The sequence below is a fragment of the Candidatus Palauibacter sp. genome (genome assembly GCF_965216145.1).
GTDB lineage: Bacteria > Gemmatimonadota > Gemmatimonadetes > Palauibacterales > Palauibacteraceae > Palauibacter.
In genome coordinates this window covers 1183731-1200522 of the sequence record NZ_OZ244149.1, presented here as the reverse complement: position 1 = coordinate 1200522, position 16792 = coordinate 1183731, and the positions used below count along the sequence as shown (strand labels likewise).

Sequence of the window (16792 nt, the reverse complement as noted above, 5' to 3'; positions counted from 1 at the left end):
TCCGATGTTTCGTTGGAGTTCTTGCTGGAGGTTGTGAAATGAAGACCGTCTCCGGAGTGCTCGGCGCGCTCCTCATCGCGGTGATCGCGGTACTGGCCTTCGGCAGCTCGGATCGGGGCGAGGTCGGCGCGACCGAGGCACCGCCGGCCCTGGCGGCGATCGGTTCATCGGCGGTGGTCTCGCTCGTCACGCCGGCCCCGAACTCGCTCGAGGCCAACCCCGATTCGCCGGTCGAACTGGTGCTGACGGAGGCGTTGGATCCCGAGCGCTTCGATCCCGCCGCGCTCTCCGTATTCGGCCGCTGGAGCGGCGTGATGACGGGTTCCGTGGAGCTGTCCGACGATGGCCGCCGCCTCCGGTTCGATCCTGGCGCGCCCTTCCACGCGGGGGAGACCGTCACGGCTTCGCTGCGCGCGGGAGAGAAGCTGGCGGCGGGCGGCGCGATGGAGACGGGTTTCGCGTGGAGCTTCTGGATCCGGCCCCGGGCCGGCTCACTGGACATGGTCGACCGCGGCTCGCGCGTCGTGCTCGACGACGGGGAGAAGCACGTCCAGCCGTACGGGGCGTACGCCGGCGACTTCAACGGGGACGGATACCCCGACATCGCGATTCCCAACGAGGTGTCGGCGGATGTCCGCGTGATGTTCAACGACGGCAAGGGGGACTACAACGAGTTCCGGGTCCTCGACATCCCGGGCGGCAGCTGGCCGAGCCCCAACGAGGGAGCGGACTTCAACGGCGATGGCTTGACCGACTTCGTCGTCGGCAACGCGGGGAACGACCTCGTGTCGGTGTTCCTGGCCGACGGGAAAGGCTGGTTCGAACTGGGCAGCAACATCAACTCGGGGCAGAACGTGCGCGGCGTGTGCATCGGCGACTTCGACCAGGACGGCTGGCCGGACGTGGCGGCGGTGAACATGTCTGTCGGGCCCGAAGAGTCGCGCGGCAACGTGGCCATGCTGCTCAACAACGCGGACGGGACCGGCGACCTCCGGCGCGCCTCCGAGATCGCTTCGCCGGGACAAGGCGAGAAGACGTGTGCGACGGCCGACGTCGACAACGACGGCCTGCCCGACCTGCTCGTCGGGGCCTACTTCACCGACGAGGTCCTCGTCTTCATGGGCGACGGGCGCGGCAACCTCGAGCTCGGCTTGCGCGTCCGTGCCGGCGGGAAGCCGTGGATGATCGTGTCCGGCGATGTGAACGGCGACGGGAATGTCGACGTGATGTCGGCGAACCGCGAGGGCAACAACGTCGGCGTGCTGATCGGGGACGGCCGGGGCGGCTTCGCCGAACCCGTCGAGTACGAGACTGGCGACTCTCCGCTGGCGGTCGACGTGGGTGACATCGATGGCGACGGCGACCTCGACGTCGTGACGAGCGACTTCGAGGGCAACAGCTTCACGGTCCACGAGAACGCCGGGGATGGAACCCTCGTGAACCCCCGATCGTATCCCGCAGGCACCAACGGCTCGTGCGTCGTCATCCACGACCGCGATCTGGACGGGGACCTCGATCTGACCGGCGTGGACGAGACGGACGACAAGATCTTCCTGCTGGAGAACCCCGGAAGATGACGTCAAAGTCGAAGATGAAGCCGAACATGAAGTCGAAGAAGGAGTGGCGTCGGGAGCTTCCCGAACCGGCGTACAAGGTGCTGTTCCAGGAGGCGACCGAGCGCGCGGGCACGAGCCCGCTGAACGACGAAAAGCGGCCCGGCACCTTCGTCTGCGCGGCCTGTGGCGAGGCGATGTTTACGACGGACATGAAGTTCGACAGCGGCACGGGGTGGCCCAGCTTCTTCGAGAGCATCCCCGGCACGCTGGAGACGAAGCGGGACTTCAAGCTCATCCTGCCACGCACGGAGTATCACTGCGCCGGCTGCGGCGGTCACCACGGCCACGTCTTCAACGACGGACCGGAACCCACGGGCAAGCGGTTCTGCAACAACGGCGTCGCGCTCCGGTTCGTCCCGGACGAAGACTGATCCGACTCCCGGCACTGGGGGCCGGAGCCGTCGCCTGGCTCGCGACGGCATCCGGTGCGGCGGGCCAGTTGCCGGGCTCCAGCGGCGCCTGCGAAGCGCGGGCTGTGGCGACTCGCGCCGCCGCCGCCGCCGAGGCGCTGGAGGCGGGGACGCCAAGGGCCCGCGCCGCGACCGACCTTCACTGCATCAGCCTCTTCTCGACCGCCAGGGCGGGGGACGCGCAGGGCCTCGTTGAACTCGGACGCGTGCCGTCGCCGTTCGGCGTGACGGTGACGCCGTCCGGGCACCATGTCCGCGCGTTGACCGCGCACATCGAGGGCCTCCCACCGCCCTCCAGCCTCGGGCCGTACAAGGTCTACATGGCGTGGGCGACGCCGCTCGAACTGGCTCCCGTGGTGCTGCTGGGGCCGGTCGGGAACGGCGAGCACCGGTTGGGCCGCGTCGCGTTCAACAAGTTCCTCGTGATGGTCAGCGCCGAGGCGTCGGCCGATGTCGAGACGCGCGAGGGGCCGCTCGTGCTCCGGGGGCGGTCGCCGTCCGCGCTCATGGAAGCGCACGATCTCCTGGCCCTCGCGCCATCGGCGACGCGGCGCGCGGCCAACCGGGCCCCGACGCGCTGGGATGCGCCGCCCGCGTACCCCGGCATCGCGATGCTGCCCGGCGTGATGGACCTCGAGCCGCGCGCCCGCCCCGCGAGCCTCGGCGGCGCGGCCGACCTGCCCGCGTGGGAGACCCTCCCGGCAGCCGCCGAACGCCAGCTCGTCGATCTGCCCGACGGCGGCACGCTCGACCTCGAGGCGACCATCGTGCGACGCGAAATCGAGGGCCGCCGCCTCGGCATGCTCGCCTTCAACGGCCAGCACCCCGGCCCCCTCATCCGCGTCCCCGAGAAATCCACCATCTTCGTGAACTTCACGAACCGGACGCCGTACCCCACGGCGGTGCACTGGCACGGCATCCGGCTCGACAACCGGTTCGACGGCGTCCCCGGCCTCACCCAGGACCCCGTCGGCCCCGGCGAGTCCTTCCAGTATCGAATCTTCTTCCGTGACGCGGGCATCTACTGGTATCACCCGCACCACCGCGAGGACGTCCAGCAGGAACTCGGGCTGTACGGAAACCTCCTCGTCGACCCCGCGAGCCCCGGTTACTACGGACCCGCGAACCGCGAGGAGGTGCTCATGATCGACGACATCCTCCTCGACGAAGACGGACTCGTGGACTTCGGGGAGGAATCGGCGAACTACATGCTCATGGGCCGGTTCGGGAACCGGACGCTCGTCAACGGCGAGCCCGGCTACGAACTCGACGTGGACCGCGGAGAAGTCGTGCGCTTCCACTTCACGAACGCCTCGAACACGCGCACCTTCAACCTCTCCTTCGTCGACATCGAACGCGGCGGCCTCCCCGATGCCGACCAGCGCGTCGCGGATCCCGACATCGAGGATCCAAACCGGCTCCCGCTCAAGGTCGTCGCCTCCGATGTAGGCCGCTTCGAGCGCGAGGAATGGGCCCGGAGCGTCGTCCTCGCTCCCGCGGAGCGCTACGTGATCGACGTCCGTTTCGACCGTCCCGGGCGCCACGCGCTCATCAACCACGTGCAGGGGATCAACCACCGGCAGGGCGTCTTCCGCGCCGAACTCAGGACGCTGGGCACGGTCACCGTCGCGCCGGATCCCGTAGCCCGCGACCACGGGGCGGCGTTCGGCGAACTGCGCGAGAACACCGATGTGATCGCGGACATCGACCGCCACCGGCCGCGCTTCGGCGACGAACCCGACCACGAACTGGTCATGACGCTCGAAACCGAGGACCTCCCGCTCGCCATCGAACGATCCATGGCCTACGACTGGGTCTACTTCAATCCCGTCGAATGGACCGGGACCATGCCGCGCATGAACTGGGCCACGACCGGGCGCGAGGTCCGCTGGATCCTGCGCGAGACGGGCACCGGGCGCGAGAACGAGGAGATCGAGTGGCACTTCGCGGTCGGCGACGTGGCGAAGATCCGCGTCGTCAACGACCGGGGCGCCTTCCACGCCATGCAGCACCCGCTCCACATTCACGGGCAGCGTTTCCTCGTCCTGTCGCAGAACGGGGTGCCGAACCCGAACCTGGTCTGGAAGGACACCGTGCTGTTGCCGGCCGCATCGACGACGGACATCCTGCTGGAGCTGTCGAACCCCGGTCGCTGGATGATCCACTGCCACATTGCGGAACACCTCGAATCCGGGATGAAGATGGTGATGAACGTCTCCGACGCCCCGCCGTGACCGGGGGTTGATCGATCGGTTATACCACAGTATTACTACGGTATGAAGACGGCGATTTCCGTTCCCGACGAACTGTTCGTCTCGGCCGACTCGCTCGCGAAGCGGATGAGAATCTCGCGAAGCGAGCTCTACGCGACCGCGGTGGCCGAGTACGTGGCGAAACATCGCAGCGAAGACGTCACCGCGAGGCTGAATGCCGTGTACGCCGACCTGTCCGGCGAAGTCGATCCTGCTCTCCGTCGGGCGCAGGCCCGATCCGTCGCCGAAGAATGGTAGTTGCGCGACGGGAGGTAAGGTGGGCGGATCTGGACGAACCGCGAGCGGCGGAGCCGGGGTTTCGTCGTCCGATTCTCGTCGTTCAGGCCGACTCCTTCAATCGGAGCAGGCTGAGGACCGTGATTGGCGTGGCCCTGACGTCGAACACGCGCTATCTGGACGCCCCGGGCAACGTTCTCTTGCCGGCATCGGGAACAGGGTTGCCAAGGGACTCCGTGGCGAACGTGACCCAACTGGTGACCATCGATGAAGATTATCTGGGGGACCGGTGTGGCCGGATCTCACCCAAGCTCATGAGTCGGGTCGAAGCCGGACTGCGGCTCGTCCTGGATCTGTAGAGGCCTGCGCGGGCCCGCTTCGAGCCGGGACCGGAGCCGCCACAGCCTCCGCCACGCTCAGAAATGGAAACAACCGTCAAATAACCATCTCGTTATATGTCAACGAGTTACGAAGATTGCTCCCGGTCTGGCGGGTTCCCGATCAAATAAAACGGCGGTTGTCTCGGAGCCTGCGGCGATCCCGGAACGACCGGTCCCGACCGGCATGGGGACCGCCGGGTGGTCGGCGTGACCTCGCTCACGACCCCGCCCAGAACGGTAGGTACCGCCGTGCCCGGGGACCCGTCTCGGGATCCGCCACCACGATTAGCCCCTTGTTCACCGCATCGGCGAGGATGCGGGATGCCATCGAGGCGTTCCTGTCGGCAATCCCGAAACGCGCCCGGAGCGAGGAGTTCGTCATGGGCTGCTGGGTCACGTAACGAAGGCAGGCATGCATGTAGCACGCGTGAAGCCGCTCCTGGCGGTCCATCTCGCGCAGCGGCTTGTGGGCGAACAGGATGGCCCGCGTGAATCCCGGCGGCCTCTCGAAGACGGGGGCCGGAAGCGCGTAGCTCTCCACGGCGTGAACGACCTTGTCGATGCCGGTACCGCGCTCCTCGCAGATGTTCAGGCGGCGCATGAGAGACGCGAGCCTCTCGTTACGGGAGCGGGGCTGGGTGTCGAGAAGGCGGCTCGTGTCCATCAGCGGCTCACCGGGATTGCTGACCTCGAGGCGGCGGTCGAAGATCTCGATCATCGGACCGGCGCCGGTCATCGAGAAGTCTTGGTGGATGAGGGCGTTGGCTACGAGTTCCCGGATCGCAACCGGCGGGAACATCGGCACCTCGCGACGGAACGCCGGTCCCAGCTCCTCGTTCGACGGCGTCCAGGCGCGGATGTGGCTTACGAGTCCCCCGAATCCGATCGCGTACCCCTTGCCCCCCTCCTGCTCCCGCTCCGCGTCCATGCGCCCGGAGCCGCGGTAGTGGATCAGGCGGACGGCCTTCCGCTTGAGCCCGGGGAAGTCCGCGAGTCGGCGGGCAAACAGGATGGCTCCCAGGTTGGTGATGTCGTAGCCGCCGGCCTGGCTTGGCCTGATGAGCCGGTCGTGGGTCAGCGCCTGGAGGATGGCTTCGTGCCCATCCGCCGGCGGGAGTCCAAGCAAGTGGAAGTACGCCGGATAATCCAGCGCGTGGAGGACCTCCGGTCCGTCAAGATGCTCTGCGGCAACGCCGTTCTCGAAGACGGAATCCAGGAAGAGGCGCCAGAGCTCCGTCTGCTTCGCCGGGTGGTCGCGCAGCCTCCTCGTCGAGCTGCCGAGGCGAATGAACTCGGTGTGCTTGAAGGCTACGGGGCGACTCGTCGCACGGTGAACCCGAAGCAGGACAATCCGCGCTCCATCCACCTCGACTTCCTCGAAGCGGAAGTCCACCTGCGGTTCGAGGGACCGTGCCAGCCACGGCTCGATGAGTTCATTCCCCTTCTTCGTGGAACCGGGAACGAAGTCGGTTCCCACCAGATCGTGGGTGCTGTTCCTCACCCCCCAGAGCACGTAACCGTATGGTTCGCCGTGAAGCGCCGCCGAGTTGGCCAAAGCCGAGATGTACTCGCCAACGGCCTCGGGACGGCTGTAGTTCCGCTTGAATTCCACCCACTCCGTCTCGTGGGCAAGGGCGCAGCACCGGCGCACCAAGTCCGCGAGGTACGAGGATGAGCGAGGCGTCACCGGGCGCGTCCTTTCGCGAAGCGAGTCATCGTCATGTCCAACGTCCAGTCTAGCGTCACGGAGGCGTCTGTGTTCGGCGATGCCGGGGCGGAGCCCTTGGGCAACGCCGAGGCTGCCGCTTTCCGCCACAGCCTCCGTCAGGCTCGAAACGGAAACAACCGTCAAATAAACATCTCATTATTTGTCAACGCGTTACGAAGATTACACCCGATCTGACGGGTTCCCGATCAAATAAAATCCGCCACGAATCAGAGCCTCGTGCGATCCTCCCCCGGCCATGTCGGCGTCCCCCAAACGGGTCTCCGCGTGTCCTGCGGTGCACCGGACTGCTGCCACCCGCACGGGCTGCGGCGATACCCGCGACGAGCGATTCCGGCTGGCTCCGACCCGGCATGGCCTGGCGGGACGCCGTGCTGTTGCCCGCCGCATCGCCGAGGAGCATGATGCTGGAGCCGTCGAACCCCGGCCAGCGAATGATCGGCCACGTCGCGAAAGGACGCCTCGATGACCGCCGCCCGTCTCCGCCGCACCCCGCTCCTCGCGTTCGCCGCGACCATCCCGTGCCTCGCGGTCGGCTTTCCCTCCGGCGCTCGGGCGCAGGAGGAACCGATGGAAAGCTTCATCGCGGTGCAGTCGCCGACCGTCGCGCTCACGAACGTGAAGGTGATCGATGGCACCGGCGGCCCCGCCCGCGAGGGCCAGACCATCGTCATCCGGGACGGCCGCATCGCGGACATCGGCCCCGCCGACGAGGTCGCGGGGCGTATCAGTAACGCGCAAGTCCTCGACTTGGAGGGTCACACCGTGATCCCGGGTCTGATCGGGCTGCACAACCACAGCTACTACACGGGCGGCAACGGACGGGCGGCTCAGCTCTCCTTCTCGGGCTCGCGGCTGTACCTCGCCTCCGGCGTGACGACGATCCGGACGACCGGCGCGCGCGCTCCGTACGAGGAGATCAACCTCAAGCGGGCCATCGACGAGGGGCGGACCATCGGCCCCAACATGTTCACGACGGGTCCCTACCTGACGGGACAGGAGGGTGCCCAGTCGATGGCCCAGCTCGAGGGGGCGGAGCAGGCCCGCCGTCTCGTGCGCTACTGGGCCGAGGAGGGGGTGCCCTGGTTCAAGGCGTACACCTGGATCAGTCGCGAGGAACTCGGCGCGGCGATCGACGAGGCGCACCGCCACGGCGTGAAGGTGACGGCGCACCTCTGCTCGGTCGGCTACAGGGAGGCGGTGGCCCTCGGAATCGACAACCTCGAGCACGGCCTGCTCGCGAACAGCGAGTACTTCCCCGGCAAGGAGGCGGACGACTGCCCGTCGGGGTTCCGGAACGGCTACGCCGAACTCGATGTGAACTCCGAGGACGTGCAGGCGACGTTCCGGGCCATGATCGAGAACGATGTCGCGATGACCTCTACGCTGGCCGTGTATGAGATCTCCGTCCCGGGCCGCGGCCCGATCGACGAGCGCATCTACGACATCCTCGCCCCGGAGATCGCGGCGGAAGTCCGGGAGATCGCCCAGGTGCGCCGGAACGCGACGCTCGACTCGGGGATCGGGATCCACCCCGATGTCTATCAGAAAGCGCTGGAATACGAATACGCGTTCGTACAGGCGGGGGGGACGCTGGCGGCCGGAGTCGACCCGACCGGGTACGGCGCCGCGCCCCCGGGATACGGCGACCAGAAGAACTACGAACTCTTGCTCGAAGCCGGCTTCACGCCCGCCGAAGTCGTGCAGATCATGAGCGCGAACGGCGCCAGGGTGCTGGGAATCGACGACGAGACGGGGACGATCGAGATCGGCAAGGTCGCGGATCTCGTCGTGCTGGAGGGCGATCCGGAGGCGGACGGCCACATCCGCGAGACGCGCATCGTGTTCAAGGGCGGCGTGGGCTGGGACGCCCCCAAGCTGATCGAGTCGATCCGCGGCATCGTCGGCATCCGCTAGCCCGGCACGCAGCCGACTGGAGACTTGCCTGACGTCACCGCTTTTGGCTCTGGCGCGGCGTCTGTGCCTCGCGCTGGTCTGTGCGCTGGCTGCGCTGGCGGCCGCCCCGGGGCCAGCGGCAGCCCAGGTTACGGCGGCGGACTCCGCCGCCGTGCTCGTCGCGACCGCGGCCGACTTCGAGACGCGGGCGGAGATTCAGGTGGCCCGGGCGCTCTATGAGCAAGTCATCCGGCGCTATCCGGACACCCCCGGCGCGGAAACGGCCCGGGCCCGGCTCGCGGGGCTGGCGGGGGACGCCGACCTGAGAGACCGGCGCGGCGATACCGAGTTCCGGGTCTGGGCGACGCTGTACGGACTCTGGCTGGGTGTCGCGGTGCCGGCGTTGGCCGATGCGCACGGCTCCGAGCCCTATGGCGTAGGGCTCCTGCTCGGCGGGCCGGCGGGCTACCTGGCCGGCCGCGCCTTCTCGCGGTCGCGTTCCCTCTCGGTGGGACAGGCGCGCACGATCAGTTGGGCCGGCACCTGGGGCACCTGGCAGGGGCTGGGCTGGGCTCACGCGCTGGACCTGGGCGTCGACCGCGGTTGCGACTACTGCGATCCCGACGGGAACGCGGTCGTGGCCACGGCGCTGGCCGGCGGACTGACCGGCATCCTCACGGGCGCGCTGCTTTCGCGCGGCGAAGTTTCGGAGGGCACCGCCGCGTCCACCTACCTCGGCAGCCTGTGGGGCGCCTGGGTCGGCCTCGCGGGGGCCAACGTGCTGGGTCTGGAGGACGAGGCGACGTTGACGAGCACCCTGCTCGTCGGCAACGCGGGTCTGCTCGCGGGAGCGCTGGTCGGGAGCAGGTTCGACCTCTCCTCCCGCCGCGCGCACATGATCAGCCTCGGAGGCCTGATCGGCGGCTTCGGCGGAATCGGCATCGTGCTCATCGCGGAGCCGAGCAGCGACAGCGGAGACTTCGCGATTCCGCTCGCGACGAGCGCTGCGGGTCTGGTGCTCGGGGCGTTGCTGACCCGGGGCGGCGACGAGGGCGCGGAGGGGGGATCATCCGCTTTCTTGCCAGGAGCTCTCCTCAACTGGTCCGAGGGCGAATTCTCCGCTGGTATGCCGCTGCCGTTCCCCACCACCCTCCACGATCCGGAGCGGACCGCCCGGCGGCACACAGCCTGGAACGTCCCTCTCCTCCGCTTCCGCTTCTGAGACGTTCCCGCGGGAACGTCGTTGGGAGGCAGCATGCCCGACCGTCCGCTTCGAGACCAGGTGGCCGTCGTCGCCGGTGCGACGCGCGGCGTCGGGCGCGGCATCGCCCGCATGCTGGGCGCGGCGGGCGCCACCGTCTATTGCACCGGCCGCAGCGTGCGGGGCCGTCCCGCCACGCCCGGGCGGCCAGAGACGCTGGAGGAGACGGCGGAGATGGTCGCGGCGGGGGGAGGCCGGGGCATCCCCGTCCGCACCGATCACACGGTCGAGTCGGAGGTCGAACAACTCTTCGCCCGCGTCCGCGCAGAGGCGGGCCGGCTCGATGTTCTGGTGAACGACATCTGGGGCGGCGACGCGCTGACGGAGTGGGGGACGCCCTTCTGGGAACTCTCCACCGCCAGGGGGCAGCAGATGCTGGAGCGCGCCGTCCAGAGTCACATAATCACCAGCCGGCATGGCGCCCCGCTGATGGTCGAGCGCAACTCCGGGCTCATCGTCGAGGTCACCGACGGCGACACGCTCGGCTACCGCGGCAATCTCTTCTACGATCTCGCGAAGAACGCGGTCATTCGGCTCGCCTACGCCATGGCCGCGGACCTGCACGCCCACCGCATAACGGCGCTGGCGATTACCCCCGGATTCCTGCGATCCGAGGCGGTGCTCGACCACTTCGGGGTCACCGAGGCCAACTGGCGCGACGCGATCGAGAAGGACGAATACTTCGCCGAATCCGAGACGCCGTGCTTCGTCGGCCGCGCCATCGCCGCCCTTGCCGCCGACCCTGACGTGGCCGCGAAGAGCGGCGGGCTGTTCTCGAGCTGGGAGCTGGCGAAGGAGTACGGCTTCACCGACCTCGATGGCCGCCGTCCGGGCTGGGGCAGCTTCTTCTCGAACAAGGTGCAGGCGATCCTCGAACGGGACACGGCGCCGGACGAGATGGACCTGTTCGTCATTCGCACCCGGCTCCACCAGGCGGAACTCGATCCGTCCGCCGCCGAGGAGGCCGAGCGCCTGCGGGCCTGGCTCGGGCTCCACGGGTGACGGGTCGCCCGGGCGCTCAGAAGCCGATCGACTTCGACACCTTCGCGGCGAGGACGCGCTCGATGGTGTTGCCGGCTGCCAGATCCCGCCGCTCGGTGTAGACGAGGAAGATGTCGCTGAGCGGAGAATACAGGTAGTTGAAGCGCACGTTCGTGACGAACTGGTCCTGCGCCGCATTGTACTGGACGAAGGCGCTCGCGAAGATCCTGGTCGAGAAGCCGTAGTCGATCCGCCCCCCGAAGACGTCCGCCGTGAAGTCTCCGTCCGGGAGCGAGATGTTGTTGTGGTTCGCCGAAAGGTCCACGGAGAGGTGATAGTTCGGCCGCCACATCAGTCCCCCCGACAGCGACGTGCGCGTTCCGTCGAAGAACCCGCCCCGTTCGACCCGAACAAACCCCGATAGCGCCCGGCCCGGGGCCGACCGGTACTGCACGGAACCCCCGCCGAAGTCGTAGCGGCCGATCGGAATCGTCGCGTCCGTCGTGACGCGGAACGGTTCCCGCAGGAGTTCGAACCGGTCCGTGTAGTTCAGCGTGAGCCCGCTGCCGTTGAGGAATGACACCCCGAATCCCGCTGTCCGCGTCCGCGTCACGAGGACGGATGCGAGATCCTGGATATGGTCGATTTCGAGGTACGGATTGACCTCCTGGATGCCGGGGACCGGAGGCCGCGGGTGGAGGCCCACGGTGGCGTAACGCTGCCGGATGTCGCGTCGGCGCACGAACCCCACTGTCGGGTTGAAGTCGTCCCCGACGTGGCGCCACAGTGCCGACACGTCCCAGAGTTCGTCCCGCCAGCCCACCCACATCCGTCCCGCGAAGGAGTCCCCGTCCGAGTCCGGCGAGCCGGTGTAGGCCACGAACGGGGCGAGGAGCAGCGACGGCAGCGGCCTCAGATTCGCGTCGAACCCGAAGCTCCGGTTGAAGTCCGGGTACCCCTCGATGTCGGCGCCGGTCGCCTGCCGGTTCACGAAAATCGCGCCGATGTCCGATGTCCCGAACAGGCTTCGGCGAGCCCGCAGTACCGAGAAATTCTCGGCCGGGAGCCCGGGACTCGACTGCGTCTGGAGGTTGAGGAGGCCGACCTCGACCCCGCCCGTCCGACCCGTGAGCCGCGCCCCCCCGAGGATGGGAATCGGCTCCCCCCTACCGGCGAGACCGATGCGCCGCGAGTGGAACAGCGTGAAGTCGCGCAGCGAGACCCCGGTCCGGTAGCTCCGCTCCGACTGGTCGCCGAACGAGAAGGTCCCGGAGTTCTCCACGAAGAAGTCCCGCTTCTCGGGGAAGAAGAGCGGGAAGCGGGTCAGGTTGACCTGCTCCTGGTCGACTTCGACCTGCGCGAAGTCCGTGTTGTACGTCAGGTCGAGCGTCAGCCCCGGCGTGACCCCGAACTTGACGTCGAACCCGATGTCTGCCTGGGTGCCCCCGCGCCCCTCCTCGATCAGCGTCCCCGTTTGGTCCTGCGCGAGGGCGTAGGGCTTCACCCGCAGGTTGAGCCCCGGCGTCACGCCGCTGAACCCGGTGAGGGTCCCCGCCTTCGACATCTTGTGGATCTGGTCCCGTCGGTCGAGCGGTGCCCAGAAGGTGTCCTCCGACTTGCGCCGTATGCGGCGCAGGATCTGGAGCCCCCAGACCTGGTCCTCCTCCGAGGGATTGAAGCGGAGCGTCGAGAACGGGATCTCGATCTCGACCGTCCAGCCCTCGCCGTTCGTGGTGGTCTCGACCCGGATCGGGCCCTCCCACGCCTGGTTCTCGGAGCGGCTGTCGTCGAAGATCTGCACGTCCTTGAGCGCCCCCTCCGGGTTGACGAGGAACATGAACCCGTTCCGGCGGTCGAGGTACGTGTCGAGCGTCACGCCGAAGACGTCGGATGAGCCGCTGTTGAAGTCCTGCTTGAGACTGGACACGAAGACGCGGTCGGGCTCCGAGTCGTAGCAGATGGCGCCGATGTAGAGCGCGCGGTCGTTGTACACGAAACGGACCACGGTCTCCTCGGTGGCGGGCGCTCCGGTGTCGGGCCGGGACTGGACGAATCCGGTCAGAGGGACAGCCTGCTGCCAGACGGGCTCGTCGAGACGGCCGTCCACAGTCAGTGGCGTGTCCGTGCGCAGCGCCGCGGCCGCTGGGCGAGGCGCCGACTCCACCGCGATCCGATCCGGGCCGACCTGGCCGGGATCCTGCCCCAAGGCCGCGGCCGGGAGCAGCGTCACGAGCAGCGCCAGGAACGGACCGCGTTCGGACGCGGGCCGGGACCTGCGAGGACGCCTCCGCGGCGGTGGGTTCAGTTCCAGCTCAGTCCCCGCAGTTGCTCGACATCGAGGTTCCCGCCGCTGAGGACGCAGGCGACCCTGGTCCCCGGGAGCGCGTCGATGAGGCCGTGCAGGACGGCGGCTACGGACGCGGCCGCGGCGCCTTCGGTCACCAGTTTGGCGCGCGCCATCAGCCACAGCATGGCGTCGAAGATCTCCTCGTCGGGGAGGGTCACGACGCGCTCCACGAAACGGCTCACGACGGACGCCGTGTTTTCGCCGACCCGCATCACCTTCAGGCCGTCGATCACGCAGTCCACCCGGTCGAGGGTGACGAGTTCGCCGCGCTCCACGCTCAGCTTCATGGCGGGTGCCCCGGACGATTCCACGCCGAAGACGCGGATCTCGGGGTTGACGCTCTTGAGGGCCATCGAATTGCCGGAGATGAGGCCGCCCCCGCCGATCGGGATGACGACGACCTCGACCTCCGGCCAGTCCTCGAGGATCTCGAGCCCCAGCGTGCCCTGGCCCGCGATCAGCCGGGGGTCGTCGAACGGGTGCACGTAGGTGAGCCCGCGCTCCTCGACGAGTTCCAGCGCCCGCTCGTTGGCTTCGTCCCAGATCGACCCGCGGAGCACGACCTCGGCCCCGTACCCCTCGGTGGCCGCGACCTTGGCCGGGGTCGCGTTCTCGGCCATGACCACGACGGCGGGGATTCCATACAGGCGGGCGGCCAGCGCGACGCCCTGCGCGTGGTTGCCGGCGGAGGAGCAGATGATCCCGCGGGCCCGCTCCTCCTCGCTCATGTGCGCCATCACATTGAGCGGGCCGCGCACCTTGTAGGATCCACCCCGCTGGAAGACTTCGGCCTTGAGCCGGATGTCGAACCCGGAGGCCTCGCTCAGCGAGCGCGAGGTGAGCAGGGGCGTATGGTAGACGTGCGGCGCGACGTGTTCCCGCGCGCGCTCGAAGTCCTCCCGGGTCAGCGTGAGCCCGGGGATCTCGACATGTGGCGTCACTGGGGCCGTCTCTCTCGGCTGCGAGGTGGGCTGGTGGCCGGGTCCGCGTGGGGGTCCGCACCGGTCGTCGTCGATAATCCTCCGGCGGGAGTCGCACACGCAACCGGTAGGGCGTGCAATCTTGCATTTCGAAGGCAAATCTGCACACCGGCCCGGCAACAGCAGGGCCACGTCATGACCTTGCGGCCGGAGGCGTCGGTCGGCGACACTGAATGCGCCTGCCCCGCACGGACATCCGGTCGAGGATCCGCCACTTGAACCAGTCGCCGCACACTCCGAAACCCGGTCGCGAACGGTTCGGCACGCGCACCGGTTTCGTGCTCGCCGCGGTGGGGTCCGCCGTCGGGCTCGGGAACATGTGGCGCTTCCCCTATCAGACGGCCGAAGGCGGAGGCGCAGCTTTCCTCGTCGCCTACGTGTGCATGGCCTTCCTCATCGGCGTGCCGATGATGCTGGCGGAGTTCGCCGTGGGGCGGCGGGCCCGGCAGTCGGCGATCGGGGCGCTGCGGTCCGTCGGCGGCGGGCGCTGGGCCGCGGTCGGGCTCCTCTTCCTGGTCGCCTCTACCGTGATCTTCGCCTATTTGTCCGTGATCACGGGCTGGGCCCTCCGCTACGCCCTCGACGGACTCACAACCGGATTCCATGCCGACGCCGCGTCGCGATACGCGGCCATCGCGTCGGGACCCTCGGCGGTCGTCTTCCATCTCGTGTCGATCGGGGCCACGGTGGGGATCGTCGCGTTCGGGGTCCGCAAGGGGATCGAGCGGGCGAGCATGCTGCTCATGCCGCTCCTATTCATCCTCCTCATCGGTCTCGCCATCTGGGCCGCGACGCTCCCCGGGGCCGCGGAGGGATACCGGTTCTATCTCTCCCCGTCGCTGAATGAACTGCTGAATCCGGTCGTGCTGCAGGGCGCGGCCGCCCACGCCTTCTACTCGCTGAGCGTGGGGATGGGGATCATGGTCACCTATTCCTCGTACCTCTCCAGCAGCACGAACCTCGGCCGCGAGAGCGCCGTCATCGCGCTCTCGGACTTCTCCGTCGCCTTCATCGCGGGGCTCGTCGTGTTCCCCATCGTGTTCGGGCTCGGGCTGTCGGAGGATGTCGGCGAGAGCACGCTGGGCGTCCTCTTCATCTCGCTCCCGACCGCGTTCGCGCAGATGGAGGCACTGGGCCGGGTCGTGGGCACGCTGTTCTTCATCGCCGTGATCGTGGCGGCCATCACCTCCGCCGTATCGCTCCTCGAGGTGGCGACATCCATCCTCATCGACGAGCGAGGCTGGACGCGGCGCCGCGCGACGCTGACCTCGGGGCTCGTGGTGGCGGCGATCGGGATCGTGCCCGCGCTGTCGCTCGGGGCGCTCGGCATCATGGACCAGGTGGCGGCGGAACTCCTCACCGTACTCGGCGTCCTCGCCATGGCGGTGATCGCGGGCTGGGTGATGAAGAACCCGGAGGCGGAACTCCGCGTTGGAGCTTCGCCCACCTTCGAGCGCCTGATCCCCGTGGCGCGATTCCTCATCCGCTACGTGTCCCCGCCACTGCTGGCGTACGTGAGCTGGATCGCGCTCCGCCAGACGATCCGCGTCGTCGCGGGCGGATAGAGACCGGAAGCCACCGTTGTCGGACCTCGGTCACCTCAGGGACGAACTTGCCCGCATCGACCGCGAGCTGCTGGAGCTGGTGGCTCGTCGGCAGGAGATATCCGCGAGCATCGGGGAGCGGAAGCGCGCCGTGCAGACGCCGACGCGCGACTACAGGCAGGAGAAGGTGGTCATCGAGCGCGCCCGGGCGGCCGCGCGCGACCTGGGGTTCTCGCCCCGGCTGGCCGAAGACCTCGTGCTCTCCCTGATCCGTTCCTCGCTCGCCGTGCAGGAGCGGGGCAGCGTCGCGGCGGCGGCGAGGGGAGGCGGCAAGCGTGCGCTCGTCATCGGGGGTTCGGGCAAAATGGGAAACTGGTTCGTCCGCTTCCTCTCCTCCCAGGGGTTCGAGGTGGAGACGGCCGATCCCGACGGAGGGGACCACGCCGAGGGGTCCGAGACCCCGCTCGACCACGACCTCATCGTCGTGGCCACCCCCATGGCCGCGGCGAACGGGATCCTCGAGCGGTTGGCGGAGATCGGGCCGCCGGGTCTGGTGTTCGACATCGGATCGCTCAAGAGCCCGCTTCGATCCGGACTCGCGGCGCTGGCGCGGGCCGGCGTCCGCGTGACCTCGGTGCACCCCATGTTCGGTCCCGATACCGAACTCCTCTCCGGCGAGCACGTGATCTTCGTGGATGTGGGTTGCCTGGAGGCCACTGAGGAGGCCGAAGGGCTCTTCGCCTCGACGATGGCGACGCGGGTGCGGATGGATCTGGAGAGCCACGACCGCGTGATCGCCTTCGTCCTCGGCCTTTCGCATGCGCTCAACATCGCCTTCTTCACGGCGCTGGCGGGCTCCGGCGAGACGGCGCCCCGCCTCGCGGACGTGTCGAGCACGACGTTCGAGGTCCAGCTCGACGTGGCCCGCAAGCTGGCAGGCGAAAACCCGCACATGTACTTCGAGATCCAGTCGCTGAACGAGTACGGCGACATCGCGTTGCGGGAACTCGTGAAGGCGGCCGAACGGGTGCGGGAGACGGTCGACGCAGGGGACGAGAGCGCCTTCGTGGCCCTGATGTCCGCCGGCCGCGATTACCTCGAATCACGCGGCGCCCCGGAGTAGGGAACCCGGGCAGCCGGGCACCCGACGCGGCTGGCGAAT

General features: G+C 68.4%; 13 protein-coding genes. 10 read left to right on the top strand and 3 right to left on the bottom strand.

What is annotated here, in order from left to right; all coding sequences use genetic code 11:
* Positions 1–38 precede the first annotated feature (38 nt).
* The 5 genes from ACOOHF_RS05280 to ACOOHF_RS05260 all read left to right on the top strand — a co-directional run bounded on the left by ACOOHF_RS05280 (position 39) and on the right by ACOOHF_RS05260 (position 4874).
* Positions 39–1577 carry an FG-GAP-like repeat-containing protein gene (locus ACOOHF_RS05280; protein ID WP_420463678.1) on the top strand — a complete coding sequence of 513 codons (1539 nt, stop codon included), beginning with the start codon at positions 39–41 and terminating at the stop codon, positions 1575–1577.
* Entirely contained in the window at positions 1574–1987 is a 414-nt protein-coding gene (gene msrB / locus ACOOHF_RS05275) for a peptide-methionine (R)-S-oxide reductase MsrB (RefSeq protein ID WP_419933974.1), read from the top strand. Before ACOOHF_RS05280 ends, msrB begins: the two co-directional genes overlap by 4 nt.
* 104 nt (positions 1988–2091) lie before the next feature.
* Positions 2092–4260: a multicopper oxidase family protein gene (locus ACOOHF_RS05270; RefSeq protein WP_420463677.1), complete on the top strand. Its 2169-nt coding sequence runs from the start codon at positions 2092–2094 to the stop codon at positions 4258–4260.
* A 42-nt stretch (positions 4261–4302) separates the two neighbouring features.
* Positions 4303–4536: a ChpI protein gene (locus tag ACOOHF_RS05265; protein ID WP_419933972.1), complete on the top strand. Its 234-nt coding sequence runs from the start codon at positions 4303–4305 to the stop codon at positions 4534–4536.
* The gene (locus ACOOHF_RS05260; RefSeq protein ID WP_420463676.1) at positions 4530–4874 is read left to right on the top strand and encodes a type II toxin-antitoxin system PemK/MazF family toxin; all 345 of its coding nucleotides are present in this window, start codon (positions 4530–4532) and stop codon (positions 4872–4874) included. Before ACOOHF_RS05265 ends, ACOOHF_RS05260 begins: the two co-directional genes overlap by 7 nt.
* Positions 4875–5112: 238 nt before the next feature.
* Here ACOOHF_RS05260 and ACOOHF_RS05255 read toward each other — a convergent pair whose 3' ends face one another.
* Positions 5113–6507 carry an ATP-binding protein gene (locus tag ACOOHF_RS05255; protein ID WP_419943373.1) on the bottom strand — a complete coding sequence of 465 codons (1395 nt, stop codon included), beginning with the start codon at positions 6505–6507 and terminating at the stop codon, positions 5113–5115.
* A 579-nt stretch (positions 6508–7086) separates the two neighbouring features.
* On the opposite strand from ACOOHF_RS05255, the gene ACOOHF_RS05250 reads away from it, so the two are divergent.
* From ACOOHF_RS05250 to ACOOHF_RS05240, 3 genes are read left to right on the top strand one after another with little or no spacing between them, the layout of a single operon-like run.
* A complete protein-coding gene (locus ACOOHF_RS05250; protein WP_420463675.1) occupies positions 7087–8538 on the top strand; it encodes an amidohydrolase family protein in 1452 nt (483 codons plus the stop codon).
* A 43-nt stretch (positions 8539–8581) separates the two neighbouring features.
* Positions 8582–9739: a hypothetical protein gene (locus ACOOHF_RS05245; protein WP_420463674.1), complete on the top strand. Its 1158-nt coding sequence runs from the start codon at positions 8582–8584 to the stop codon at positions 9737–9739.
* 33 nt (positions 9740–9772) lie between these two features.
* Positions 9773–10780, top strand: a complete 1008-nt coding sequence (locus ACOOHF_RS05240; protein ID WP_420463673.1) for an SDR family oxidoreductase — start codon at positions 9773–9775, stop codon at positions 10778–10780.
* 16 nt (positions 10781–10796) lie between these two features.
* Here the strand turns inward: ACOOHF_RS05240 and ACOOHF_RS05235 are convergent, their stop codons facing one another.
* Positions 10797–12989: a DUF5916 domain-containing protein gene (locus ACOOHF_RS05235; RefSeq protein WP_420463672.1), complete on the bottom strand. Its 2193-nt coding sequence runs from the start codon at positions 12987–12989 to the stop codon at positions 10797–10799.
* 71 nt (positions 12990–13060) lie between these two features.
* The gene (locus tag ACOOHF_RS05230) at positions 13061–14047 is read right to left on the bottom strand and encodes a threonine ammonia-lyase (RefSeq protein WP_420463671.1); all 987 of its coding nucleotides are present in this window, start codon (positions 14045–14047) and stop codon (positions 13061–13063) included.
* Between the two features lie 212 nt (positions 14048–14259).
* Between ACOOHF_RS05230 and ACOOHF_RS05225 the strand changes: the two genes are divergently transcribed.
* Together ACOOHF_RS05225 and ACOOHF_RS05220 are read left to right on the top strand one after the other, a co-directional pair.
* Entirely contained in the window at positions 14260–15651 is a 1392-nt protein-coding gene (locus tag ACOOHF_RS05225) for a sodium-dependent transporter (protein ID WP_420463670.1), read from the top strand.
* Between the two features lie 16 nt (positions 15652–15667).
* Complete coding sequence (locus ACOOHF_RS05220; RefSeq protein ID WP_420463669.1) at positions 15668–16753, top strand: prephenate dehydrogenase/arogenate dehydrogenase family protein; 1086 nt, start codon at positions 15668–15670, stop codon at positions 16751–16753.
* The last annotated feature ends 39 nt before the right edge of the window (positions 16754–16792 follow it).